At 62.7% G+C, this 23906-nt stretch carries 27 protein-coding genes; 14 read left to right on the forward strand and 13 right to left on the reverse strand.

The genetic code is table 11. The features are described 5' to 3' along the window. Positions 1-27 precede the first annotated feature (27 nt). Together Cth01_RS07470 and Cth01_RS07475 are read right to left on the reverse strand one after the other, a co-directional pair. Positions 28-1164: a 3-deoxy-7-phosphoheptulonate synthase gene (locus Cth01_RS07470; protein WP_034355209.1), complete on the reverse strand. Its 1137-nt coding sequence runs from the start codon at positions 1162-1164 to the stop codon at positions 28-30. 122 nt (positions 1165-1286) lie between these two features. After that, positions 1287-1604, reverse strand: coding sequence for a DMT family transporter (locus Cth01_RS07475; RefSeq protein WP_003068215.1), 318 nt, complete (start codon positions 1602-1604; stop codon positions 1287-1289). A 240-nt stretch (positions 1605-1844) separates the two neighbouring features. Here Cth01_RS07475 and Cth01_RS07480 point away from each other — a divergent pair, with 240 nt between their 5' ends. Together Cth01_RS07480 and fos are read left to right on the forward strand one after the other, a co-directional pair. Next, positions 1845-2648, forward strand: a complete 804-nt coding sequence (locus Cth01_RS07480) for an SDR family NAD(P)-dependent oxidoreductase (protein WP_045838841.1) — start codon at positions 1845-1847, stop codon at positions 2646-2648. Between the two features lie 52 nt (positions 2649-2700). After that, entirely contained in the window at positions 2701-3111 is a 411-nt protein-coding gene (gene fos / locus Cth01_RS07485; RefSeq protein WP_045838869.1) for a fosfomycin resistance glutathione transferase, read from the forward strand. A 120-nt stretch (positions 3112-3231) separates the two neighbouring features. Here the strand turns inward: fos and Cth01_RS07490 are convergent, their stop codons facing one another. Next, positions 3232-3723: a PIN domain-containing protein gene (locus Cth01_RS07490; RefSeq protein ID WP_003068209.1), complete on the reverse strand. Its 492-nt coding sequence runs from the start codon at positions 3721-3723 to the stop codon at positions 3232-3234. Next, positions 3720-5018: a THUMP domain-containing class I SAM-dependent RNA methyltransferase gene (locus tag Cth01_RS07495; protein WP_045838842.1), complete on the reverse strand. Its 1299-nt coding sequence runs from the start codon at positions 5016-5018 to the stop codon at positions 3720-3722. The genes Cth01_RS07490 and Cth01_RS07495 overlap by 4 nt, the downstream gene beginning before the upstream one ends. A gap of 179 nt (positions 5019-5197) precedes the next feature. Here Cth01_RS07495 and Cth01_RS07500 point away from each other — a divergent pair, with 179 nt between their 5' ends. The 3 genes from Cth01_RS07500 to Cth01_RS07510 all read left to right on the forward strand — a co-directional run bounded on the left by Cth01_RS07500 (position 5198) and on the right by Cth01_RS07510 (position 7880). Next, positions 5198-5536, forward strand: coding sequence for a tRNA-binding protein (locus tag Cth01_RS07500; RefSeq protein ID WP_003068205.1), 339 nt, complete (start codon positions 5198-5200; stop codon positions 5534-5536). Positions 5537-5593: 57 nt separating this feature from the next. Further along, positions 5594-6826, forward strand: a complete 1233-nt coding sequence (locus Cth01_RS07505; RefSeq protein ID WP_034355228.1) for a DUF711 family protein — start codon at positions 5594-5596, stop codon at positions 6824-6826. Between the two features lie 133 nt (positions 6827-6959). Next, positions 6960-7880, forward strand: a complete 921-nt coding sequence (locus Cth01_RS07510) for an aspartyl/asparaginyl beta-hydroxylase domain-containing protein (protein ID WP_080746150.1) — start codon at positions 6960-6962, stop codon at positions 7878-7880. A gap of 189 nt (positions 7881-8069) precedes the next feature. Here Cth01_RS07510 and Cth01_RS07515 read toward each other — a convergent pair whose 3' ends face one another. The 6 genes from Cth01_RS07515 to argS form a co-directional block, all read right to left on the reverse strand. Further along, entirely contained in the window at positions 8070-9671 is a 1602-nt protein-coding gene (locus Cth01_RS07515) for an RNA polymerase factor sigma-54 (protein ID WP_045838843.1), read from the reverse strand. A gap of 145 nt (positions 9672-9816) precedes the next feature. Continuing rightward, a complete protein-coding gene (gene lptB, locus Cth01_RS07520; RefSeq protein WP_045838844.1) occupies positions 9817-10599 on the reverse strand; it encodes an LPS export ABC transporter ATP-binding protein in 783 nt (260 codons plus the stop codon). Next, positions 10596-11252 (reverse strand): lipopolysaccharide transport periplasmic protein LptA, encoded by a 657-nt coding sequence (gene lptA / locus Cth01_RS07525; protein ID WP_003068194.1) that lies wholly within the window; start codon positions 11250-11252, stop codon positions 10596-10598. Before lptA ends, lptB begins: the two co-directional genes overlap by 4 nt. Before the next feature lie 130 nt (positions 11253-11382). Continuing rightward, entirely contained in the window at positions 11383-12033 is a 651-nt protein-coding gene (locus tag Cth01_RS07530) for a thiol:disulfide interchange protein DsbA/DsbL (protein WP_034396722.1), read from the reverse strand. A 160-nt stretch (positions 12034-12193) separates the two neighbouring features. Continuing rightward, positions 12194-12895 (reverse strand): SPOR domain-containing protein, encoded by a 702-nt coding sequence (locus tag Cth01_RS07535; RefSeq protein ID WP_045838845.1) that lies wholly within the window; start codon positions 12893-12895, stop codon positions 12194-12196. A 101-nt stretch (positions 12896-12996) separates the two neighbouring features. Continuing rightward, the gene (gene argS, locus Cth01_RS07540) at positions 12997-14706 is read right to left on the reverse strand and encodes an arginine--tRNA ligase (RefSeq protein ID WP_003068188.1); all 1710 of its coding nucleotides are present in this window, start codon (positions 14704-14706) and stop codon (positions 12997-12999) included. A 165-nt stretch (positions 14707-14871) separates the two neighbouring features. Here argS and Cth01_RS24435 point away from each other — a divergent pair, with 165 nt between their 5' ends. Beyond that, entirely contained in the window at positions 14872-15006 is a 135-nt protein-coding gene (locus tag Cth01_RS24435; RefSeq protein WP_267884604.1) for a hypothetical protein, read from the forward strand. Positions 15007-15070: 64 nt separating this feature from the next. Here Cth01_RS24435 and Cth01_RS07545 read toward each other — a convergent pair whose 3' ends face one another. Further along, on the reverse strand, positions 15071-15517 hold the full coding sequence (locus Cth01_RS07545) for a DUF2214 family protein (RefSeq protein WP_045838846.1): 447 nt from the start codon (positions 15515-15517) through the stop codon (positions 15071-15073). 84 nt (positions 15518-15601) lie between these two features. Next, a complete protein-coding gene (locus tag Cth01_RS07550) occupies positions 15602-16537 on the reverse strand; it encodes a LysR family transcriptional regulator (RefSeq protein WP_034355246.1) in 936 nt (311 codons plus the stop codon). A 388-nt stretch (positions 16538-16925) separates the two neighbouring features. Here Cth01_RS07550 and Cth01_RS07555 point away from each other — a divergent pair, with 388 nt between their 5' ends. Next, a complete protein-coding gene (locus Cth01_RS07555) occupies positions 16926-18125 on the forward strand; it encodes a sensor histidine kinase (protein WP_045838847.1) in 1200 nt (399 codons plus the stop codon). A 12-nt stretch (positions 18126-18137) separates the two neighbouring features. Beyond that, positions 18138-18824, forward strand: coding sequence for a response regulator transcription factor (locus Cth01_RS07560; protein WP_045838848.1), 687 nt, complete (start codon positions 18138-18140; stop codon positions 18822-18824). Between the two features lie 64 nt (positions 18825-18888). Here Cth01_RS07560 and Cth01_RS07565 read toward each other — a convergent pair whose 3' ends face one another. Further along, on the reverse strand, positions 18889-19248 hold the full coding sequence (locus Cth01_RS07565; RefSeq protein WP_003068180.1) for a hypothetical protein: 360 nt from the start codon (positions 19246-19248) through the stop codon (positions 18889-18891). A gap of 157 nt (positions 19249-19405) precedes the next feature. On the opposite strand from Cth01_RS07565, the gene Cth01_RS07570 reads away from it, so the two are divergent. From Cth01_RS07570 to Cth01_RS07595, 6 genes are all read left to right on the forward strand, one after another. Further along, the gene (locus Cth01_RS07570; RefSeq protein WP_156160270.1) at positions 19406-19558 is read left to right on the forward strand and encodes a hypothetical protein; all 153 of its coding nucleotides are present in this window, start codon (positions 19406-19408) and stop codon (positions 19556-19558) included. 183 nt (positions 19559-19741) lie between these two features. Further along, the gene (locus Cth01_RS07575) at positions 19742-21931 is read left to right on the forward strand and encodes a malate synthase G (RefSeq protein ID WP_034355254.1); all 2190 of its coding nucleotides are present in this window, start codon (positions 19742-19744) and stop codon (positions 21929-21931) included. A gap of 191 nt (positions 21932-22122) precedes the next feature. Next, positions 22123-22341, forward strand: coding sequence for a cysteine-rich CWC family protein (locus Cth01_RS07580; RefSeq protein WP_045838870.1), 219 nt, complete (start codon positions 22123-22125; stop codon positions 22339-22341). A 54-nt stretch (positions 22342-22395) separates the two neighbouring features. Continuing rightward, a complete protein-coding gene (locus Cth01_RS07585; protein ID WP_003060526.1) occupies positions 22396-22584 on the forward strand; it encodes a 4-oxalocrotonate tautomerase in 189 nt (62 codons plus the stop codon). Between the two features lie 102 nt (positions 22585-22686). Then, positions 22687-22875 carry a 4-oxalocrotonate tautomerase gene (locus Cth01_RS07590; protein ID WP_003060524.1) on the forward strand — a complete coding sequence of 63 codons (189 nt, stop codon included), beginning with the start codon at positions 22687-22689 and terminating at the stop codon, positions 22873-22875. Between the two features lie 157 nt (positions 22876-23032). Next, on the forward strand, positions 23033-23800 hold the full coding sequence (locus Cth01_RS07595) for a class II glutamine amidotransferase (RefSeq protein ID WP_041744369.1): 768 nt from the start codon (positions 23033-23035) through the stop codon (positions 23798-23800). Positions 23801-23906: the final 106 nt, after the last annotated feature.

Genomic DNA, 23906 nt, shown 5'->3' on the forward strand with positions numbered 1-23906 from the left:
TTGCTCATCCAGCCTCGTCCGGCTACCTCAGGCCGCCTTGAGGCGACGTGCGCGCACGGCGGCTGCCAGTTGCTCCAGCACCGGCGTCGTCTGCTCCATGCTGATGCAGGCATCGGTGAGCGAGACACCGTATTGCAGCTCCTGCCCTTCGACAATGTCCTGGCGGCCTTCGTGAATATGGCTTTCGATCATCACGCCGGTGATGCGTGTGTCGCCCCCCGCAATCTGCTGGGCCACATCCGCTGATACATCGATCTGGCGACGATGTTGCTTGCTGCTGTTGGCATGCGAGAAGTCGATCATCACCTGCGGGTGCAGGCCCGCTTTTTCCAGCACTTCGCACGCGGCCTGAACATGGGCCGCGTCGTAGTTGGGAGCCTTGCCGCCGCGCAGGATGATGTGGCAGTCCTGATTGCCGCGTGTCTCGAAGATCGCACTCTGGCCCATCTTGGTCATGCCCATGAACGCATGCGAGGACTGGGCTGCCAAAATGGCATCGCTGGCCACCTTCACGCCGCCATCGGTGCCGTTCTTGAAGCCCACAGGGCAGCTCAGACCGCTGGCCAGCTGGCGATGGCTCTGGCTCTCCGTGGTGCGCGCACCAATCGCGCCCCAGCTGACCAGGTCGCTGATGAACTGCGGCGACAGCAGATCCAGGAATTCCGTGCCCGCGGGCAGGCCCAGCGCCAGCACATCGAGCAGCAGGCGGCGCGCCAGCTCCAGCCCTTCGTTGACGGCAAAGCTGCCGTCGCGGTACGGGTCATTGATATAGCCCTTCCAGCCCACTGTAGTGCGCGGCTTCTCGAAGTAGACCCGCATCACGATCAGCAGATCGTCCTTGAGCGCATCGGCCTGGACCTTGAGCTGGCGCGCGTAATCCATGGCCTGATCGTGATCGTGAATGGAGCAAGGCCCGACCACCACCACCAGCCGGTCATCCTGGCCATGCAGCACGCGCGAGATGGCGGCTCGGCTGGATTCGACCAGCTGCTGCGCCTCTTCGGTCACGGGCAACCACTCTTCCAGCAGTGCCGGGGTCAGCAGCGGGCGCACGATCTTGATACGTGTGTCGTCAATGCGGGTCTTGTCCAGCGTGGTCAGTTTGGGCTGGGCCTTGCGGGCCGAAGCTGCGCTGGGATGCAGGGGCGTCGTGGAGGATGTCATCCCGCTATTGTCGCGCCATGCGCTTCACCCCACGCGTTCGTCCCCCGTCGCCATTCACGCCAGGAGATCGGGCGCAACCTCCACATGGGACTGCAGCGCTGGCCGGGACGAAGCCCGGGCATTCATTCCGCCGACAGCTTCATCAGCACCAGACCGCTGACGATCAGGACAGCCGCTCCCACGCGCATGGCGCTGAGCTGCTCGCCCAGCACCGTGACGCCCACCAGGAATGCACCCACGGCGCCGATACCGGTCCAGATCGTATACGCCGTGCCCAGGGGCAGCGTGCGCATGGCCACCGACAGCAGGCCAAAGCTGGCAATCATGGCCACGATGGTGATGGCGCTGTATTTGAGGTTGGTGAAACCATGGGACTGCTTCATGGTGAAGGCCCAGACCACTTCCAGAACGCCGGCCACCAGCAGATAAACCCAAGCCATAGAAAACCTCTTTGAAGATCAAATGGCCAGGCCGTCCCGGCAGGAATACAGGCCATGCATCGCATGGCCTGGCAAGGTCGTCCCTGCGGCATGAATCCTAATCCGCATGGGCAAATCCGGGCCAGCCATGGGTGGTTCGGCCGCCACAATCTTGGGCCGATTTCTCGTCCGATTCGACGATGTCGCAGCGCCGGCGGCACTGCACAGTGACTCGTCCATGGAACGAGGAAGAGCTGAACAATGAACCGACTGCAAGACCACGTAGCCCTGATCACGGGCGCAGGTGCCGGCATTGGCAAAGGCGTGGCACGCCGCTTTGCGGCGGAAGGCGCCAGCCTGTGGCTGGCCGATATCAATGCCGAAACCTGTGCCAGGGCCGCCGCAGAAATCCGCGCCGAATTTGGCGTTCAGGTGGGACATGCCGTGGCCGATGTGAGCGAGCATGTCGCCGTGCAGAGCATGGTCGATGCCGCCCTGGCGCAGTTCGGCCACATCGACATCCTCGTCAACAATGCCTGGGGTCGGCGCCCCGGCAGCCAGCCCGGCTTTGCCAGGGTCGAAACGCTCGGCGATCTCGATTCCGACTGGGCCTGGCGCATAGGTGCGCAATCGGCGCTCTGGGCCATGCAGGCAGTCTTCCCCAGCATGAAGGAGCGACGCTGGGGCCGGGTCATCAATATGTGCTCGCTCAACGGCGTCAACGCCCACCCCTATTCGGCGGACTACAACATGGCCAAGGAAGCGCTGCGCACGCTCACCCGCTCTGCCGCGCGCGAATGGGCGGCCTTTGGCATCTGCTGCAACGCCCTGTGTCCCGGCGCGGCCACCGAAGCCTATCAAAGATTTGCGGCGAGCCAGCCCGAGAACGCAGCCGACATGCTGCGCCTGAACCCCATGGGCCATATGGGCGATCCCGAGCAGGACATTGGCGGCGCGGCCCTATTCCTGGCCAGCGAAGACTGCCGCTATGTCACGGGCAATACGCTGTTTGTCGATGGCGGCAGCCATATCAACGGCGTGCCGTGGCTGCCCAGAACGAAGTGATGCATGGCAATGGCACACTCCACGCCTTGTGCTGTTCATGCCCATCGCCACCATGCTTACCGGATTGAATCACCTCACGCTTGCCGTCACGCACCTGCAGCGCAGCGTGGACTTCTACGTGCGCGTGCTGGGGTTTCGTCTACGCGCGCAGTGGGATACGGGTGCCTATCTGGGGCTCGGCGATCTGTGGCTGTGCCTGTCGTCAGACGAACAGCGAAGTCAGGTCCGCACCTCTGGCTACACCCACTACGCATTCACCATTGCTCAGCAGGACTTCGCGCACTTTGCGGAGCATGCCAGGTCATGCGGGGCCCGGGAGTGGAAGAGCAACCACAGCGAAGGCGATTCCTTCTACTTTCTGGACCCGGACGGCCACCAGCTCGAAGCCCATGTCGGTTCGCTGGAAAGCCGCCTGGCGCAATGCCGCTTGCGGCCTTATGCGGACATGCGGTTTTTCGACTGAGCCAACGAGCAGGCAACGGAGGCAATACTCAGGCAAAAACAGGTGCAAGAGCCTGTTTGACACAGCAGCTCCAAGTAGCGCTGCCAGTCGATACCGGGGTGCACGCCTTGCTACGTCACACTAGGCGGCCAGCCGCTCCTCTTCCATCACCACCACATTGCCCACCGTCGCGCCATAGTGCGTTGCCACGCGCTTGCGCTGCTTGAGCACGGCCCTGTCCTTGCTAACCAGCAAGGCCTTGTGCTGGCTGGCCAGATCGAGGAAATGCTGGTCGTCGGGATCGGTGCAGGTGAAGCGAATCTTGGGTGCGGCGGACACATATTCGACGGCTGCATCAAAAGCGGCCATCACGCCTTCGGGCGTCTTGCCGTAGTAGCTGACGCGCGGCGCAATCTGGCTGTAGTGCAGCACGCGACCCAGCTCGATGCGCTGGGCCTCGTCGGCAATCCAGCGCACCTCGCCACGGGCAACCAGCTCGCGGATGGCAGGAATATCCGGATCGTCAAAAATCAGCATGTCCAGCACCACATTGGTGTCCAGAATCATGGGACGCGGCAAAGGGCCGTCGTAGCCGGCGTTGCAGGCCGGCCAGCGCAGGGGAGCGATCTTCATTGAGGCCGGCCTTCCGGCTTGCCGCTCTGAGCAGCATCGTCTGCGGGCTTGCGTGGCTTGACCGCGCCCTTGACCATGTCGAAGCGGAACAGACGGCACTCGATAGGGCCGTTCCACATGGGCGTGCGGCGCGACTCCTTGAGGCGCATCTTGCTGGGCAGCTTGAGGTCGGGCGTCAGCATCCAGGCACTCCAGCCGCTGTAGTTCTTCTTCCAGTGGCTGGCCAGCTGGTTGAAGAATTCGCCGCCGTCCTCGGTCTGCGCGGTTTCACGGCCTGCGCGCTCGACCTGGCCCATGCGCTCGGCCGCATTGCGGCCTGCGCTGCCGGCAGCCGCGATACGCTCGCCATAGGGCGGGTTCAGCAGCATCATGCCGGGCTGCTCGCTGGGCGGCATGCGCTGCAAGGCATCGCCGCCGCGCAGGCTGACGGTATCGGACACACCCGCGCGCTCGGCATTGCGCTGGGCAAAGTCCACCATGCGGAAGGCGATGTCAGAGCCGTAAATGCCCACCGGCGATTCGGGTAGGATCTGGCTCTCTGCCTCATCCAGCATGGCTTCCCAGACATGACGCTGAAAGGGCACGAGCTTCTCGAACGCAAAGCGACGCAGAATGCCGGCTGGAATCTTGCGCGCGATCTGCGCGGCCTCGATCACCAGGGTACCGCTGCCGCAGCAGGGGTCGTACAGCGGCTGGGGATTGTCGCCATGCGGGTTCCAGCCCGAGGCAGCAATCATGGCCGCAGCCAGGGTTTCCTTGAGCGGGGCATCGCCCTTGTCTTCGCGCCAGCCGCGCTTGAACAGCGCCTCGCCCGAGGTGTCGATATAGATGGTGGCGCCGTCGGTCGTCAGGTGCAGGTGCACGCGCACATCGGGGTGATGGGTCTCGACGCTGGGGCGCACGCCGTTGCGCTTGGCGCGAAAACGGTCGGCGATCGCATCCTTGACCTTGAGCGCCGCGAAGTTCAGGCTGGTCAGCGGGCTGTGCTGGGCCGTGACTTCGATCTTGAAGGTTTCCTTGGGCGTGAACCAGATCTCCCAGGCCACCTCGCTGGCGGCGCGGTACAGATCGTTCTCGCTGCGGTACATGGTGTGCGACAGCTCGATCAGCACGCGCTGGGCCAGACGGCTGTGCAGATTGAGCAGCATGGCATCGCGCCACATGCCGCGCAGCATGACGCCACCCCGGCCCACGAGCAGATCCTGCCCGCAGGCGCCGGTGATGGCGTGGACCTCGTCGGCCAGAAAGCCCTCGACGCCGGCGGCGCAGGGCAGAAACAAATGCAGTTGGTTCATAGAAATCAGTGCGCGCCAGCAACGGCGCAGACGCCGGACGCTCACGGGAGCCTGTTGTGCGCTTTACAGGGCATAAGCATACGCGCTAGGCCTTTTCCGGTGCCCGCGCACGACAAGCGTTGCTCTACAGATGCATGCCGGGCACCAGGCATGATGCCAGGCCAAGGAGCAATGACGACATGGAAGAAATCAGCTGGAACGACTTTATGAAGGTGGAGCTGCGCGTGGGCCGCGTGCTGCAGGCCGAGGTATTTGCCGAGGCCCGCAAGCCCGCCTACAAGCTGCTGGTGGACCTGGGTCCCGAGCTGGGCCAGCGCAAGTCCAGCGCGCAGATCACCGAGCATTACCAACCCGAGGAGCTGATAGGACGGCTGGTGGTGGCCGTGATCAACTTTCCGAAGAAGCAGATTGGGCCCTTGATGAGCGAATGTCTTGTGACCGGTTTTCACGATGCCACGGGAGCCGTGGCCCTGTGCGTGCCCGACAAGGAGGTGCCGCTGGGCACGCGCCTGCTGTAATCGGCGTGTTCAGAGGCAAAATGGCCGCCAGCCATTCTCCCGCCTACGGATACTGCTATGAATATCAGCTTCAACCCGCTGGTGCGCGTGCGCACCGTCACCGCCTTTGTCAACCTGAGCGCCGATGAGGCACAGTGGCAGGCCGACCTGACCCAGGCCAAGCAGCAATGCGATGCCGTGGCCGATGCCATCGAGGCCCGGGGCTATCAGGTGCAGTCCATCCGCATCGTGAGCAACCCGTTTGGCGAATATCTGGATGTCTCCAGCGCAGACAGCGCCCAAGCCGGCCTGCAGCGCATTGCCGAAACGCTCAAGGCCATCAACACCGGCAAACGCCGCATCCGCTTTGCCGTGGGCGAGGCGCGCAATGCGCAGGAAGTGGCCCTGCTGCCGCAGCTGATTGCCGCCTATGGCGACCTGTGCAACGCCTGCGTAAACATCGATCTGGATGAACATGGCTTTCTGCAGACCGGCTTGCTGGCCCATAGCGTGCAGGCGATTCAGCAAATCGCGCGCACCACGCCGCGCGGCGAAGGCAACTTCAACTTCACGGTCAACTTCAACTGCGCGCCCGGCATTCCCTATTTCCCGGCCAGCTACCACCGCGGCCAGCACCACGGCGCCCTGGTGCTGGGCCTGGAAACGCCAGACCTCATGGTGGCTGAACTGCAGGAGCTGCAGCAGCAGCGCCTGCAGCTCGATCACGCGGCGTGGTTCAGGCTCGCATTCGAGCGCCTGAGCCAGACCCTGAACGAGCATGCCACTGCCATCCAGCGCTGCGCCGACGGCGTGAAACTGGCCGAGGGCTGGCATATCGCGGGCATGGACACCTCGGCCGCGCCGTCCAAGTCCTGCGCCTCCATGGTCGATGTCTACCAACTGCTGGGCGTGCCCTGTTTCGGCGCCAGCGGCACGGTGGAGGCGTCGGCCCTGCTGACCCGCGTCTTCAAATCGGTCAACGGCGTGACACAGATCGGCTTCAGTGGCCTGATGCTGGCCGTGACCGAGGACCAAGGCCTGGCCCAGGCCAGTCTGAATGACGAATTCGATATCCGCGCCCTGCTGACCTACAGCAGCGTCTGCGGCATCGGCCTCGATACCGTGCCGGTGCCGGGCGACAGCAGCGCCGAGCAGATCGCCGCCGTCATGCGCGATACGGGCACCATGGCTTTTCGCCTCAACAAGCCGCTGACGGTGCGGCTATTCCCCGTGCCGGGGCTCAAAGCGGGCGACACAACTGCGTTCGAGAGCGCGGATCTGTGCAACTGCGCCGTGCTGGCTCTGCCTTGAACATCTAACAAGCGGGCTGCTGCGCTTGGCCGTCAAGCGCCGGCAGCTATTGCTTTTGATATTCCCCTACCCCGGTTCTGTTTGACCTGCCCCCATGGTGGCCGCCGGGGTGCCCCCGGTAAAATTGGCCCTTATGGCAAAAATAATCGTTCTGGCACTGGTGCTGCTTTTCTTTGGCTGCGGGCTGTACATGCATCTGCGCGGCAAGGTGCGCCACAAGGTGGTCAAGCAATTGTTTGACCACTCCACGTTCACGGCGCCGTTCAACGTCTTCATGCTGATGTTCAGCAAGGTGCCGCGCACGCCCTATCTGCCCACCAGCACCTTCCCCGAGCTTGCGCCGCTGCAGGCCAACTGGCGCGAGATCCGCGAGGAAGCCGTCAATCTGCAAAAGAACATGCAGATCAAGGCCGCCGCCAACAACGACGACGCAGGCTTCAACTCCTTCTTCAAGACCGGCTGGAAGCGCTTCTACCTCAAGTGGTACGGCGATGCCCACCCTTCGGCCATGGAGCTGTGCCCCAAGACCACGGCCCTGGTGAAATCGATTCCCAGCGTCAAGGCCGCCATGTTTGCCGAGCTGCCGCCCGGCGCCAAGCTCAATCTGCACCGCGACCCCTATGCAGGCTCGCTGCGCTATCACCTGGCCGTGCTGGCCCCCAACGACGACCGCTGCATGATCGAGGTCGACGGCCAGCCCTATAGCTGGCGTGAAGGCGAAGGCGTGATCTTCGACGAGACCTTTATGCACTGGGCCGAGAACCGCTCGGAAGGCAACCGCATCGTGCTGTTCTGCGATGTGGAGCGCCCCATGACCAATGGCTTTGCCCAGTGGCTCAATCACTGGCTGGGCAAGAACGTGGTGGCCGCCGCCAGCTCGCCCAACAACGAGGGCGATCCGCGCGGCATGATCAGCAAGCTGTTCAAGATCTCGTTCTATGCGGGCAAGTACCGCCGCGCCTTCCGCGACTGGAATCCGACCTTCTACAAGATCCTCAAGTTCGGCCTGATGATTGGCGTGCTGGTCTGGTTTATCTGGTGGTTGGTTTCTTGATAACCCCCTGAGGCGCTACGCGCCTTCCCCTGGCCGGGCGCCCCCAAGGGGGACGGCAGCATCGCCGCAAGGGCGGCTCTTGCTCGCTGCCCCTTGCTTGAGGAATGCCTTATCAAGGCTCCCGCCCTAAATACAGAACAAGAAAGCCGCTGTGTGATGCATCAGCGGCTTTCTTGTTTCTGCGGTGCCCTACAGCGCCTTGCGCAGCGTGGTCGTCGGTATCTTGAGCTGCTCGCGGTATTTGGCGACGGTGCGGCGCGCGCACTCGATGCCCTGCTCTTTGAGCATATCGGCCAGCTTGGCGTCCGACAGCGGCTTCTTGGCATCTTCGGCATCGACAAACTGCTTGATCAGCGCACGCACGGCCGTGCTGGAAGCACTGCCGCCGGTTTCCGTGCCCAGGCCCGAGCCGAAGAAATACTTGAGCTCGAAGGTGCCCTGGGGCGTGGCCATGTACTTGGCCGTGGTCACGCGGCTGATGGTGGACTCGTGCAGACCCAGGGTGTCGGCGATATCGCGCAGCACCAGCGGGCGCATGGCCAGTTCGCCATGCACAAAGAAGTTCTTCTGCCGCTCCACAATGGCTTCGGAGACCCGCAAGATGGTGTCGAAACGCTGCTGGATGTTCTTGATGAACCAGCGCGCCTCCTGCAACTGCTGCTGCAGCGCCGCATGGCCGTCGCTGTTCTTGTGGCGGCGCAGCACGCTGGCATAGATGTCGTGCACGCGCAGACGCGGCATGACCTCGGGGTTGAGCTGCACGGAGAAGTCCACCCGGCCCGAGCCGGACCGCAGCGGGCGCACGATGACATCGGGCACCACGATATGGCGTTCCACGTCGACAAAGCGGCGCCCCGGACGCGGCTCCAGCCTGGCGATCAGGGCCATGGCCTCGCGCAGCTGTTCCTCTCGCGCGCCGCACAGGCTGGTGAGCTTGCGCAGATCGCGCCGCGCCAGCAGGTCCATGGGCTGCGCGCAGATGGCCTGCGCCAGCAGCAGCCGGTTCATATGCGCCTCGGTCGTGCCCTCGTCCTCGGCGGTGCGGATCAGGTCGCGCAGCTGCAGCTGCAGGCACTCGGCCAGATCACGCGCTCCCACGCCCACGGGCTCCAGGCTTTGAAGCAGCTTCAGAGCAATGACAAAGTGCTGCTCCAGTTCCTCGCGTTCTTCCAGGTCGTCGCCGGCCAGGCTCTGCGCCAGCTCCTGCAGGGAATCCTCGATATAGCCGTCGTCGCTGAGCGACTCGATGAGAAAGCGCAGCGCCGCCATGTCCGCCGCGCCCAGATGCAGGCTCAGCGCCTGACGATGGAGAAAGTCGGTCAGGCTCTGGTGCTCGCGCGCCAGATCGATGGCATCGGTTTCGTCATCGCCATCGCGGTTGCGCGTGGAGCTGCTGGCCGAGGGCGTATCCCACTCGCTGCTGGATTCGCCACCCCATTCCCCGTCCTGGCCGTCCAGGCCCTCGGCCTCCCAGTTCAGCGTTTCAGGGGTTTCGGGGTTTGATGCCTCCGCTACCGTTTCAGTAGCTTGTTGCGCTTGCGATGCATCTCTTTCAGCATGAATACCATCTGAAGTACTGTATTCACTGGCGCTATTAGCTACATCTACAGGAGCATCTCCCGCAGTTTCGGCCTCATCGCCCGCACGTTCCAGAAAAGGGTTGTCGACCAGCATCTGCTCGACTTCCTGCGCCAGCTCCAGGGTGGAAAGCTGCAGCAGCTGAATGGATTGCTGCAGCTGCGGCGTAAGCGATAAATGCTGCGAAACGCGTAGCGAGAGACCTGGCTTCATCGAGGCGCGGCCCCCAGACAATCATTGCAAACGCGCGCAGTGCTACGGGTTTGCCGCCGGGCCACCTCAAGGCAAACCTCGGCGCAGCCGGTCAGGGCCCCTTCTGGGGGCAGCGACCGCACAAAGTGAGGGAGCGTGGGGGTCATCACATCCTGAAATGTTCGCCCAGATAGACGCGGCGCACATCGGCGTTCTCCACGATCTCCTCGGGCGTGCCTTCGGCCAGCACATGGCCGTCGCTGATGATGAAGGCGTGGTCGCAGATGCCCAGCGTCTCGCGCACGTTGTGGTCGGTGATCAGCACGCCGATGCCGCGCTCCTTGAGGAAGCCGATGATGCGCTGGATCTCGATCACCGCGATCGGGTCGATGCCGGCAAAAGGCTCGTCAAGCAAAATGAAGCGCGGTTGCGTGGCCAGGGCGCGGGCAATTTCCACGCGACGGCGCTCACCGCCTGACAGCGCCAGCGCCGGCGACTGGCGCAGATGCTCGACGCGCAGCTCCTGCAGCAGGCCCGTGAGGCGCTTTTCGATCTCGTCGCGCGTCAGCGCCTTGCCCTGCTCGTCCTTTTGCAGCTCCAGCACGGCGCGCACATTGTCTTCCACGCTGAGCTTGCGAAAGATGGAGGCTTCCTGGGGCAGATAGGACAGGCCCAGGCGCGAACGCTGGTGAATCGGCATGCCGCCCACCGGCTGGCCGTCGATGAAGATCTCGCCGCCGTCGCTGCGCACCAGGCCCACGATCATGTAGAACGATGTGGTCTTGCCCGCTCCATTAGGGCCGAGCAGACCGACGACCTCGCCTTTTTGCACGGACAGGGACACATCCTTGACCACCTTGCGGCTGCCGTAGGACCTGGCCAGATGTTTGGCCTCCAGGCGGCTGTCGGACTCGCCGCTGCGGCTGCTGGAGAAAGTCGGCTCGCTCATTTCTTCTCGTCGGCTTTCTCGCCGCCCAGCGTCATGCTCTGGCGCAGCTGCGTGGCAGGTGTTGCAGGCTTGGGCTGTGCCCCCGGCGTTCCGTCCTTGGGCGCCATGATGGCGCGCACACGGCCGCCCTGTCCCACGGAGGAGCTCGGCAGGCCGCCGCTGGTCTTCTGGCCATCGACGGTATAGACGTCGGTGATGTTGTTGTAGACGATGATGGAGCCCGTGACCTGATCGCTGAGCTGACCGCCACGGTAGCGGCGCATCTCGCCACGACGGATGAACTTGACGATATCGGCCTTGCCGTCGTACTCGATGACTTCGCCTTCGCCCTCGATGAACTCCTCGGGCTGACCGGCCACGGTATCGCGCTTCTGGCGGAAGAACGCTCGCTTGCCGGCCTCGGCCTTGATCACACCGTACTGATAGCCCTCGGCGTCCTGCCGCACATCGAGCTGAGCACCGCGCAGCACGATGGAGCCCTTGGTCATCACCACATTGCCAGTAAAGACACTGGTCTGCTGCAGCTCGTCATGACGCAACGCATCCGCCTCGATATTCATGGGCTTGGCGCTGTCGGCTTTTTCGGCATGGACAATGCCGGTCGCTGCTGCCAGGGCGCAGGCCAGCGCAAGAGGTAGGAGTGTTTTTTTCATGGAAGGCACGTTTCTTGCATCCATTGTAGTCATTCCCTTTTTGCAACTTGCGTAAAAAACACCCACAAAAAAGCCCGCACGGCGGCGGGCTTGTTGGGCGTCAAACGTCACTGGCGTCTGCTGCCTGATCTCAGGCCTTGCGGCTGGAGGCGACCAGCGCATTGACCACGCGCAGCACATTCTCCATATTGCCGGCCTTGGTGCCGTCCGTGTAGTAGCGGCCGGCCACACCCATGGCGGGCACGCCTTCCACGTCATATTCGTTTTGCAGCTGAGCGGCCTTGCGCGCCTGATTGGCCACGGTGAAGGAGTTGTAGACCTCCTTGAACTTGGCCAGATCCACGCCCTGCTTGCCGACCCAGTCAAAGATGGCGTCATCGGTCTTGAGCAGATTGCGATCCACGTGGATGGTGCGGAACACCTTGGCATGCAGCTGGGGCAGCAGGTTCATGCCCTCCAGGGCGTAGTACAGCTTTTGCTGTGGCACGAAAGAGGCATTGAAAGCCACGGGCACGCGGCGCACCACCACATCGGCAGGCTGGCTCTTTGCCCAGGCTTCGAACTGGGGCTCGAAGGCATTGCAATGCGGGCAGCTGTACCAGAAGAACTCGACCACCTCGACCTTGCCGGCCGGCGCGCTCACGCTGGCGGGCTTGCCGAGCTTGATGTAGTCCTTGCCTTCCTTGGGCGCAGCGCCCTGGGCCCAGCTGGAGGAGGCACCCAGAGTCAGGGCACCGGCAGCAGCTGCCGAGGCAGCCAGAGAGAATTCGCGACGTTTCATCTAAACAAACTCCTGTATCAGGTCTGCAGTATCAGAGCCAACAGGCCCAAAAAAGTTCAGCGTTGTCAAAACTACCAATGGCACAAGCCAGAGGCCTCAAGCAAGGGCCGCCCCGCAGCTAAGCTGCAGTCCCCCGGCGCGCAGCGCCTCAGGGGTCTTGTTATCTGGCCGCGCGCACCAGAGTCGAGTCCACGCCCGCACCGTCGAGCTTGCCCTTGAGCTGCTCGGCGTCGTCACGCTTGCTGAACGGCCCCACGCGCACGCGGAAAACGGTGATGCCGTTCTGCTCACGCTCGCTGATGCGCGACTCCCAGCCCAGCATGGCCAGCTTGGCACGCTGCGCTTCCGCTTCGCTCTGGCCGCGGAAAGCACCGGCCTGCACAAAGTAGTTGAACGCAGAGTCCGAAGAGGATGCCGTCTGCGCGGCCGCCTTTTCCTTGTCTGCACGCGCCTTGTCTGCCTTGTCGGCGGCGGCGGAGCGCTCCTTGACCAGATCACCCAGCGGATCACCCGATGCGGACTTGGCAGGCTTCTCCGGCGTAGAGGGCGGCGGCGTGGTGACTCCGCCGGTTGCAGTAGGTTGTACCGCAGGTGTGGGCGGCGACACTGTCACATCGCTTGGAGGAACTGGTGGTGTCACCGGGGGCGGTGCAGGCTGGCGGCTCTGCAGCGGTGCGTTGGGGTCCCAGTTCTTGTTGCGCTCGGCCTCGGCCGCATCGCGCTGAGTGTTGTTTCCACCCTTGTTGAGGAAGGGCACCGGCACCTTGGTCACATAGATGGCCACGGCCAGGGCCGCAGCCAGACCGATGACCATGCCAAAGATAAGCCCCAGGATGGTTCCACCGCGTTGCTGGTTCTTCATATCAGTCGCTTAACGCTTTCTGCTTCAGTTATTCCATTCTCAGATCCATCGACCCCTGACAGGCAAGGCTGGCAAGGCGACCGATGGACAGGAAACTGGGATTACATGCGCTCGGGTGCACTCACACCCAGCACCGCCAGACCATTGTGCAACACCTGAGCCGTGGCAGCGACCAGGGCCAGACGTGCGAGCTTGACCTTTTCGTCGTCCACCAGGATGCGCTCTGCGTCGTAGTAGCTGTGATAGCTGGAGGCCAGATCGCGCAGGTAGAAGGTCACGTCGTGCGGTGCGTTGCCTTCGGCAGCAGCAGTCAGCATCTCGGGGTACTTGGCCAGCAGCAGCATCAGCGCCTGGGCCTGCGGGCCTTCCAGAGCGGATAGGTCCACATCCTTGAGTGCCGCCAGACCTGCACCGCCGGCCTCCTGCCAGGCGCGCAGCACGGACTGGATGCGCGCATGGGCATACTGCACGTAGTACACGGGGTTGTCGTTGTTCTGGGCCACGGCCAGATCCACGTCGAAGGTGTACTCGGTGTCGGGCTTGCGCGAGAGCAGGAAGAAGCGCACGGCATCCTTGCTGGTCCACTCGATCAGATCGCGCAGCGTGACGTAGGAGCCGGCGCGCTTGCTGATCTTGACCTCTTCGCCGTTGCGCACCACGCGCACCATGGTGTGCAGCACGTAGTCGGGATAGCCCTCGGGGATGCCTACATCGGCAGCCTGCAGGCCGGCACGCACGCGGGCAATGGTGCCGTGGTGGTCCGTACCCTGAATGTTCACCACCTTGGTGAAGCCACGCTTGAACTTCTGGATGTGATAGGCCACATCGGGCACAAAGTAGGTGTAGCCGCCGTCAGTCTTGCGCATCACGCGGTCTTTGTCGTCGCCGTAGTCGGTGGACCTGAGCCACAGCGCGCCGTCCTGCTCATAGGTCTTGCCGTTGGCGATCAGGCGGTTGACCGTCGCTTCGACATGACCGTTTTCATAGAGGCTGGACTCGAGGTAGTACTCGTCGAACTTGAGGTTGAAGGCCTGCAGGTCCTTGTCCTGCTCGTTGCGCAGATACGCCACGGCGAACTGGCGGATGTTGTCGTAATCCTCGACATCGCCGTTGGCGGTGAACTCGCGGTCATCGGCCTTGATGGTTTCCTTGGCCAGGAAAGCCTTGGCGATGTCGGCAATGTAGTCGCCGTTGTAGAAATTCTTGGCCAGCGGGTTTTCGCTGTCGGTGGGCCAGCATTCGTCACCGGGCTTGAAGCCCTTGGCGCGCAGCTGGGTGCTCTTGGTCAGGGTGTCGATCTGCACGCCCGCGTCGTTGTAATAGAACTCGCGGTGAACCTTCCAGCCCTGGGTGGAATAGAGGTTGCTGATGGCGTCGCCGATCGCAGCCTGGCGGCCATGGCCCACATGCAGAGGACCGGTGGGGTTGGCGGAGACGAACTCGACGAGGATGTTTTCACCGCGATCGGCCTGGTAGCCGAACTTCTGGGCTTGCGCCAGCACTTCGCGCACCACCTCCTGCTTGGCAGCAGGCTTGAGGCGGATGTTGAGAAAGCCCGGACCCGCGATTTCAATCGCATCCACCCACTGCTGGAAGGCGGCTGTAGCCTCCAGCGCGGTCTTGAGCTGCTCGCCCAGGGCGCGCGGGTTGGCCTTCAGAGGCTTGGCCAGCTGCATGGCCGCCGTGCAGGCGAAATCGCCATGGGCTGCCACTTTGGGGTTTTCAAACGCAGCGCGTGCGCCGGCGCCGGGCGAGAGTGTTTCGAGCTCAGCAGCCAGGGCTGCGAGCAATTCCTGTTTGACGGAGAGCATCGCGGGATTTTACGTGCCGGATTCAAGTCCTGCCGAATCGCTGGCGCCACACCCTTGTTCCTGGGCCGGTTCACAGGCTGCAGGGCGGTATCCGCATGTTTCGCCGGCCACACCCAGTCATTGCGCAAATGGAAGTCATTCTCGCTTGAACCCCGAATGCAGGCCATGCCCACGTTCAGCGGCGAGCTCAGCCGCGGGTGGAGCCTGTTTGCCGGCTACACCTTCAACCGCAACACCTGCGAGCGCGACATCAACCACCAGGATCTGGCTGTGATGCTGACGCTGCGCGGCACGTTCTGAATGCCGCAGACGTGAAAAAGGCCGCTTTGCAGCGGCCTTTGTCTTTTGCGGGGTCTGGCGCAGATTACATGCCGCGCGCCCAGAAGATGGCAACTACGGCGATCACCGGCACCACATGGCCCTGCCACATCACCCATTTGCGGGTCTGCTTGATTTCCTCGGGCGGCGGCAGCTGACCGCTTGCATCCAGCGCCTTCTTCCAGCGGCGGAAGGTCAGCGTGGGCTTGAGCGAGAGCAAAAAGGCGATGACGAACAGCGTCATCTTGAGGTGGAACAGCGGCGAGGCCGTATAGGCCCCCATGCCCTTGACGCCCCAGACCAGGCGCGCGATGCCGGTCAACAGCAGGACGATGGCGGCAATGCCGTAGATCATGTCCAGCCTGGCCAGGCGCTGCACCACGGCGGCATTCATCCATTCCACACGGCACAGGGCGGCCTGGCTGGTCAGAAACACCACCAGGGTCAGGATCGCCAGCAGATGGGCGCTGGCAAGAACAGCTTCAAAGGTCATGGCTTCACAGTAGAAAAAAGGACGGGTTCAGCGGCCTGTATCAGGCCACGGCGACCGGTCCATTGTCTACCGTTTCAGGCCCGCTCAGATATCCACGCCGAGACGAAAGAAGTCCGGCTGGTTGTAGTGGTGCTTGAGGTAGTCGATCCACATGCGCACGCGCAGCGGCATGTGCTTGCGCTGGGGGAAGACCACGAAGATGCCGTTGGGCGGCGCGGCAAACTCTTCCAGCACGGGCACGAGGCGGCCGGCGGCGATCTCGGCCTCCACCTCCCAGGTGCTGCGCCAGGCAATGCCCCAGCCGCCCAGGCACCAGTCGTGCAGCACCTGACCGTCGGAGCAGTCCAGCGGGCCGCCCGGCTTGAAGTGCACGACCTCGCTGGTGCCGCTTTCGGGATGCGGGATACGGAAGGCCCAGCCCCGCGTCTGCGAGGCGTCGGACGACAGCGTCAGACAGTCATGCTGGGTCAGTTCGCTGGGATGCTTGGGCGTGCCACGGCGCTCCAGATAGCCGGGCGTGGCCACGCACAGGCGGCGGTTGTCGGCAATGCGCACGCTGACCAGGGCCGAGTCCGGCAGATCTCCCACGCGCACCGCGCAATCGAAGCCCTCGCCCGCCAGATCGACCACGCGGTCGCTGAGGTTCAGCGAGATGGTGACATCGGGGTGCAGGTCGCGAAAACGTGGCACCAGCGGCGCCACATGGCGGCGCCCGAAACCGGCAGGCGCCGTGATGCGCAGATGGCCCGTGGCCTTGACACCGCCGGCCGACACGCTGGCCTCGGCATTGCACACATCGGAGAGCAGGCGCTGGCAATCTTCCAGGAAAGCGCTGCCTTCGTGGGTCAGCGAGATGCGGCGCGTGGTGCGCACCATGAGCTTGACGCCCAGATGCTCTTCCAGAGCGTCCAGACGGCGCCCCATGATGGCGGGCGCCACACCTTCGGCCTTGGCTGCAGCCGTCAAGCTGCCCCTGGTCGCTACCGATACAAAAGACTCAAATGCCTTGAGTTTGTCCATGACCGCTGCTCCTGTCTGGTCCGTGTTGTCTCCTGCTGCGGTAGCGTGCACTACTAATACAAGAGCACATACCGCACAAGCAGTCTTGATTTCTCAAATGTTTTTATCGAAAGTTCTTTAAACAAGAGCGCTGACTGCTATCACTATAAAAGTCATCAATCAGCGCTGCATGCCTGTCCCGCATGCGACTTCATTGCGATATATCTTACTTAGAAGTCACAAGTTGTCGGTGAATCTTTGATGTTTATATATGTTTATATCAAAATTTACCGTTTTCCCTGAGGCAGGAATATCGCTTATTCGCCAGCGCCATGAGCTGTTGGGCAGAGCCAGGCGTTAAACCTATGATTTGCAAAACACATTTACAAATCCGCTGCCGCCCGCCGTCATGAGCTTTTCACCCGTTTCTGCCGCCCATCTGGTCGGTCTGCTGGGCCGCTCCGGCCAGGGCTGTGCACTCTGGAATGCCGAAGGGCTGCTGCTCATGGCCACTCCCGCCTGGTGCCAATGGCTGGATGTGCCCGAGGACGCCAGCCCCATCGGCCAGCCGCTGCAGGGTCTGCTGCCTGCCCAGATCTGGCAAGTCCACGGCCCGCGCTTTACGGCCGCCGCCCGGGGCTTGCACCAGGAATATGACGACATACGGCCCGGTGACTCCGGTTCGCAGCACCACCGCCGCATACAGCTCACGCCCGGCGCAGCCGATGCCCAGGGCCGGCACGAGGTGCTGATGCAGCTCAGCGACATAGGACGCGAATATGCGTGTGGCGAAGTCATTGCACGCCAGCGCGAGCAGTTGCAGGCCTTGCACGAGCAACTGCGCAGCAGCCGCCAGGACGCGGGCGAGCTCGGCAGGTTGCGTACCCTGCTGGACTGGCGCACGGCCATGCTGAGCGAACACAACGAGATGCTGCAGCTGCTCTCCCATGAGATCCGCCAGCCGCTGAACAATGCCTCGGCTGCCATGCAGGCCACGCTCAAGGCCATCGAAGATCTGCATCTGGCCGATGCCGCGCCCGCCGCCAGGGCCTTGCTGCGCGCCGAGCATGTGCTGCAGCAGGTGATAGGCACACTGGACAACACCCTGACCGCCGGCACTATTTTGGCCGCGGGCGGCAAGGCCGGCGCCTCCAGCGAAACCGATCTGCCGACCTTGATCAAGCTGGTGCTGCACGATATTGCGGCCGACCTGCGCCCGCGCATCGATGTGCAATGGCTGACCACGGCACGCACCGTACAGCTGCATCCGGCGCTGATGCGGCTGACGCTTCGCAATTTGCTCAACAACGCCCTGGCCTATGCGCCCGCAGATACCCCGGTGCAGCTGCGCATCTCCGAGTCCGACGAACCGCTGGCACTGATTCTGGAAGTCGTGGACCAGGGCCCCGGCATTTCCGAGGAGCTGCTCCCGCGTCTGTTCGAAAAAGGCTCGCGCGGCAACCACAGCCACGGCCGCCCGGGCGCCGGCCTGGGCCTGTTCATCGTGCGCTCGGTCTTGCAGTTGCACCAAGGTACAGTACAAGCTCTGCCGCACAGCCCGCATGGCACGATCATGCGCCTGGTCATTCCCCAAGGTCTTGCCGAATGAGGTCCGCCGCCCATGCTGCCTGCCACTCTTGCCCTGGTCGACGACGACACCGAGTACTGCGAATTTCTGGCCCAGCATCTGCGCGGCCAGGGCGTGGAGGTCACGGCATACAGCGACAGCAGCGACCTGCTGACCGACGACGCACCCTATCGCTTTGATTTCTATGTGCTGGACCTGATGCTGCCCGGGGTGGCTGGCACCGAGCTGCTGCGCATCATCCGCAAGCGCAGCCAGGCCGGCGTGCTGATTGTCTCGGGGCGCCTGGGGCCCGAAGTGTTTGCCGAAGTCATCAACGCCGGTGCAGATATGTATCTGACCAAGCCCGTGACCTTCGAGCAGGTGGAACTGGCCGTTCGCGCCGTGCACCGGCGCATCATGACCACGGCCCGGACGGCCACGGCCTGGAAGCTGGACAGCCGCCGCAGTCTGCTGACCGCCCCCGATGGCCAGAGCGTGGAGCTGGGCGCCACCGACCTGATGCTGATGGAGTGCTTTTTGCAGGCCCAGGGCGAAACCGTCAGCCGCGACCATATCCGCAGCCTGCTGACCCATACCAGTGCAGCCGAGTCCGACAACAACCTGCACGCCACCATCTACCGCCTGCGCCGCCGCATCGAAAAGGCGACGCCCGTGGCCGTGCCGCTGCAGTCCCAGCAGAAAGTGGGCTACCAGTTCCGCGCCCCCTTGATCGCGGCCTGATCAATTCGGCGCGAAAAACAAGAACGGGCCTCCAGGCCCGTTGCGCGTCTTCAGACCGGCTGAATCACATGACGAACTTGGACTCCACATCCGAGACCTTGCGCCTGGCCAGGGCCAGGTTGGCACGGCCGTTGTCCAGCACGTAGTAGATGAAGATGCCGTTGATCTTCTCGGCAGGGCGCAGGATGTGATACTGCTTACCTAGGGTGATCAGAATGTCTTCGATGCTGTCATTCAGACCCAGGGACTTCATGGTCTTCATCTTGGCGCGCACCACTTCGGTATTGCCGGCGGCAGCCAGCTCCAGGTCCACGCCGGAACCTATGCTGCCCAACAGCATGCCGCTGTTGTAATCCACCACTGCCGCGCACATGGCGCCATCCAGGGTCATCAGATCTTGCAGGCTTTCGTTCAGATTCGCCATCAGGAGCTCCTTGGTAAAGATTGGCTGATCGATATCGGAAGATGCTCAATTTGTTTCAAGATTAACAAATCATTTCTGAGCACGGATATCGACTTATGACAGACAAAGCCTTGTCATTTGATTGCATGCACTTACTTCAGGAACAAAGATTAGACACGTGAAAACACCGTCCAATCTGCCGCAAGCTCAGGCCTGGCAAGCGATTGAAGCTATTGCTTCGGGAGAAACCTCGCGCCGCCTCCTTCAGGCTCTGCCATCCATTGCGGAGCCCGTCACCGCCGCAGCCGCCGCGCATACCGGTCAGAACTGACGAACTCTGGCGCCTTTGGTACGTAAAACGCATAAATTCCAGGAACTCCATATAAAAACATCATGAGTTCTGAACTATTTAGGCTATTTATGTACTCAAAAAATTCAAATACAGTCTCCCCACATGCTGCCCGTGATGGGCAACGACTCCTGAATCCCGAGACATCACAACCAGAGGTTTCCAATGACTGATCGCACCCAAGTCCACGGCCTGCAAGTCGCCACCGAGCTGTACAACTTTGTGAACACGCAAGTGCTGCCTGGCACGGGCGTGGACCAGGACACCTACTGGAAGGGCTTCGACGCCATCGTGGCCGATCTGGCGCCCAAGAACGCAGCCCTGCTGGCCGAGCGCGATCGCCTGCAGACGCAGCTCGATACCTGGCACAAGGCCAACCCCGGCCCCATCGCCGACATGGCGGCCTACCGCCAGTTTCTGACCAGCATCGGCTATCTGGTGGAGTCTCCCAAGGACGCCAAGGCCACGACCGAAAACGTCGACGCCGAACTGGCCATTCAGGCCGGCCCCCAGCTGGTGGTGCCCATTCTGAACGCCCGCTACGCGCTGAACGCCGCCAACGCCCGCTGGGGCTCGCTGTACGACGCGCTGTATGGCACGGACGCCATCAGCGAAGAAGGCGGCGCCGAGAAGGGCAAGGGCTACAACCCCGTGCGCGGCGCCAAGGTCATCGCATTCGCACGCAACTTCCTCGATCAGGCCGTGCCCCTGGCCTCGGGCTCGCACAAGGACTCCACCGGCTACGCCGTCGAAGGCGGCAAGCTGGTCGTGTCCCTGAAGGACGGCAGCAAGACCAGCCTGAAGGACGAAGCCAAGTTCATCGGCTACCAGGGCGATGCTGCGGCTCCCAAATCGGTGCTGCTCAAGAACAACGGCATCCACATCGACATCATCATCAACAAGTCCACCCCCATCGGCAGCACTGACGCCGCCGGCGTGGCCGATGTGGTGGTCGAGGCCGCTCTGTCCACCATTCTGGATCTGGAAGACTCCGTGGCCGCTGTGGATGCCGAAGACAAGGTCAACGGCTATGCCAACTGGCTGGGCATTCTGAAGGGCACGCTGACCGAGTCCTTTGAAAAGGGCGGCAAGATCGTGACCCGTGGTCTGAACCCCGACCGCGAATACACCGGCGCCGACGGCAAGCCCGTGAAGCTGCACGGCCGCTCGCTGATGTTCGTGCGCAACGTGGGCCATCTGATGACCAACCCCGCCGTGCTGTGGGGCCCCGAGCAGAAGGAAATCCCCGAAGGCATCATGGACGCGCTGGTGACTACCGCCATCGCCATTCACGACCTGAAGGGCGGCGCCAACGGCATCCGCAATAGCCGCACAGGCAGCGTCTACATCGTCAAGCCCAAGATGCACGGCCCCGCCGAAGCCGCCTTCGCGAACGAACTGTTCGGCCGCGTTGAAAAGGTTCTGGGCCTGCCCGAGAACACCGTCAAGCTCGGCATCATGGACGAAGAGCGTCGCACTTCTGTCAACCTGAAGGCCGCTATCGCTGCTGCACCCGCACGCGTTGCCTTCATCAACACCGGCTTCCTGGACCGCACCGGCGATGAAATGCACACTGCCATGTATGCCGGCCCCATGGTCCGCAAGGCCGACATGAAGACCTGCGCCTGGCTGCCCGCCTATGAAAAGAACAATGTGCTGGTCGGCCTGAACATGGGCCTGCGCGGCCGCGCCCAGATCGGCAAGGGCATGTGGGCCATGCCCGACCTGATGAAGGCCATGCTGGAGCAGAAGATTGCCCAGCCCAAGGCCGGTGCCAACACCGCCTGGGTGCCCTCGCCCACCGGCGCCACCCTGCACGCCCTGCACTATCACCAGATCAATGTGGCCGACGTGCAAAAGGGTCTGGAAAGCCCCAACGCCGACGCCGAATGCGACGAACTGCTGAACGCCATCCTGCAAGTGCCCGTGTCCACCAACCCCAACTGGTCCGATGCAGAAAAGCAGCAGGAAGTGGACAACAACGTGCAAGGCATCCTGGGCTATGTGGTGCGCTGGATCGACCAGGGCGTGGGCTGCTCCAAGGTGCCCGACATCCACAACGTGGGCCTGATGGAAGACCGCGCCACGCTGCGCATCTCCAGCCAGCACATCGCCAACTGGCTGCAGCACGGCATCGTCACCGAAGCCATGGTGCGCGACAGCTATGCCCGCATGGCCAAGATCGTGGACGAGCAGAATGCCGGCGACGCCGCCTACAAGAGCCTGGTGGCCAATCCCGATGGCGCGGCCTACCAGGCTGCTCTGGACCTGGTGTTCAAGGGCAAGGAACAGCCTTCCGGCTACACCGAGCCTCTGCTGCACGCCTGGCGTCTGAAGGTCAAGGCTGGTGCCTGATTGCCGGGCAAAGCCGCTCCTGAACAAGGAGTAACTCCCGCTTGATACCAATGGATTTCAAAGGTTTTTCTACCTAAATCCATTGATTCAATTGCGCAATCCGCTATCAAAATGCACTCCATGTCAGTACATCGAGTGCATTTTTCTTGGCCACGGCCCTAGTGGTGCGGTATGGCTTCTACACTGCTGCCATGCCCACCGATCCCCTCATAGACGCCAGCCGCTGCCCTCTGTGCGGCCAGCCCAACCAGTGCGCCATCAGCGCCGGCCTGCCGCCTCAGAGCTGCTGGTGCATGCAGACCCCGGTTTCCCGGGACGCGCTGGAGCGACTGCCCGCAGACGCACGCGGCAAGGCCTGCATCTGCCCCGCCTGTGCGCGGCCGGTTGCCGACGATTCCACCCCTGCCTGATCCTGCGCTCACCGCCTTGCAGCTCGGGCATTCAACATCAGCAAGGAGACCTTGATGCCCACCTATCGCATTGAACTGTTTGAAGGCCGCAGCGTTGAACAAAAGCGCAAGCTGGCCGAAGAAATCACCCGCGTGACCACCGAGGTGCTGGGCAGTGCCCCCGAGTCCGTGGACATCATCATCACCGACGTGCCGCGCCACAACTGGGCCACCGGCGGCAAGCTCTGGTCGGAGCAAAGCTGACCGACCCGCACGCGGCCGAGGCCGTCCCGGGACGGATCTTGACTAGCCCGGCCTTATGATGGGCCTCTTTTCCCAACCCCAAGCCAGCAAGGAAACCTGCACATGCCCACCTACCATGTCGAAATGATGGAAGGCCGAACCGTCGAACAAAAGCGCAAGCTGGTCGAAGAAATCACCCGCGTCAGCGTTGAAGTGCTGGGCGGCTCGCCCGAATCGGTGGACATCATCATCACCGACATCAAGCGTCACGACTGGGCCACCGGCGGCAAGCTCTGGCTGGACCGCGAATAGGCCATCGCCGCCCTCTTGCGCAAAGCAGCTTAGGCTGCTTTTTTCATGCCGGCTGGGCAGCGGTTGACGATCTCTGCCATACAGCACCATCATTGACGAGATCATCCATAGATTCTTGGGCTATAAAGCTTTTTTGCTTGAAAGATATGACGAAGCCATGTGCCAGCTGCTTGGAATGAACTGCAACACGCCTACCGATGTGCGCTTTAGCTTCTCAGGCTTCACGCAGCGCGCAGGCAACACCGGCGACCACACCGACGGCTGGGGCATCGCCTTCTTCGAAGACAAGGGCCTGCGCCACTTCGTCGATCACGAACGCGCCGTCGACTCCCAGATCGCCAAGCTCATCCGCGAATACCCGATCAAGAGCACCAACGTCATCGCCCATATCCGCAAGGCCACCCAGGGCGTGGTCAGCCTGCAGAACTGCCATCCCTTTGTGCGCGAGCTCTGGGGACGCAACTGGGTCTTCGCGCACAACGGCGATCTCAAGAACTTCGCCCCCAAGCTGCACGCCCACTTCCAGCCCATTGGCAACACGGACAGCGAGCAGGCCTTCTGCTGGATCATGCAGGAGCTGTGGAAGTCCCATGCGGGCGTGCCCAGCATCGAAGAGCTGACCCACACCCTGCGCGAGCTGGCCGCCAAGATCGCACCGCACGGCACGTTCAACTTCCTGCTCTCCAACGGCGAGGCGCTCTGGGCCCATGCCACGACCCACCTCTGCTATGTCGAGCGCCGCCATCCCTTCACCCAGGCGCAGCTGTCCGACGAAGATCTCAGTGTGGATTTCTCCCGCGAAACCACCCCCCAGGACAAGGTGGCCATCATCGTCACCGCCCCTCTGACACAGAACGAGCAGTGGACCCCCTTCCAGAACGGCGAGCTGCGCGTGTTTGTGCATGGCCAGGCCGCACCATACTGAAGTGCTTCAGGCTGACTACTGAAAAATAAAAAGAGAGCGCCAGGCGCTCTCTTTTTATGGGGTTCCGGTATTTTTGCAGCTGTAATGCAGCGACAGCCTACGACAG

The sequence above is a fragment of the Comamonas thiooxydans genome, from assembly GCF_000964545.1.
GTDB classification, from domain to species: domain Bacteria; phylum Pseudomonadota; class Gammaproteobacteria; order Burkholderiales; family Burkholderiaceae_C; genus Comamonas; species Comamonas thiooxydans.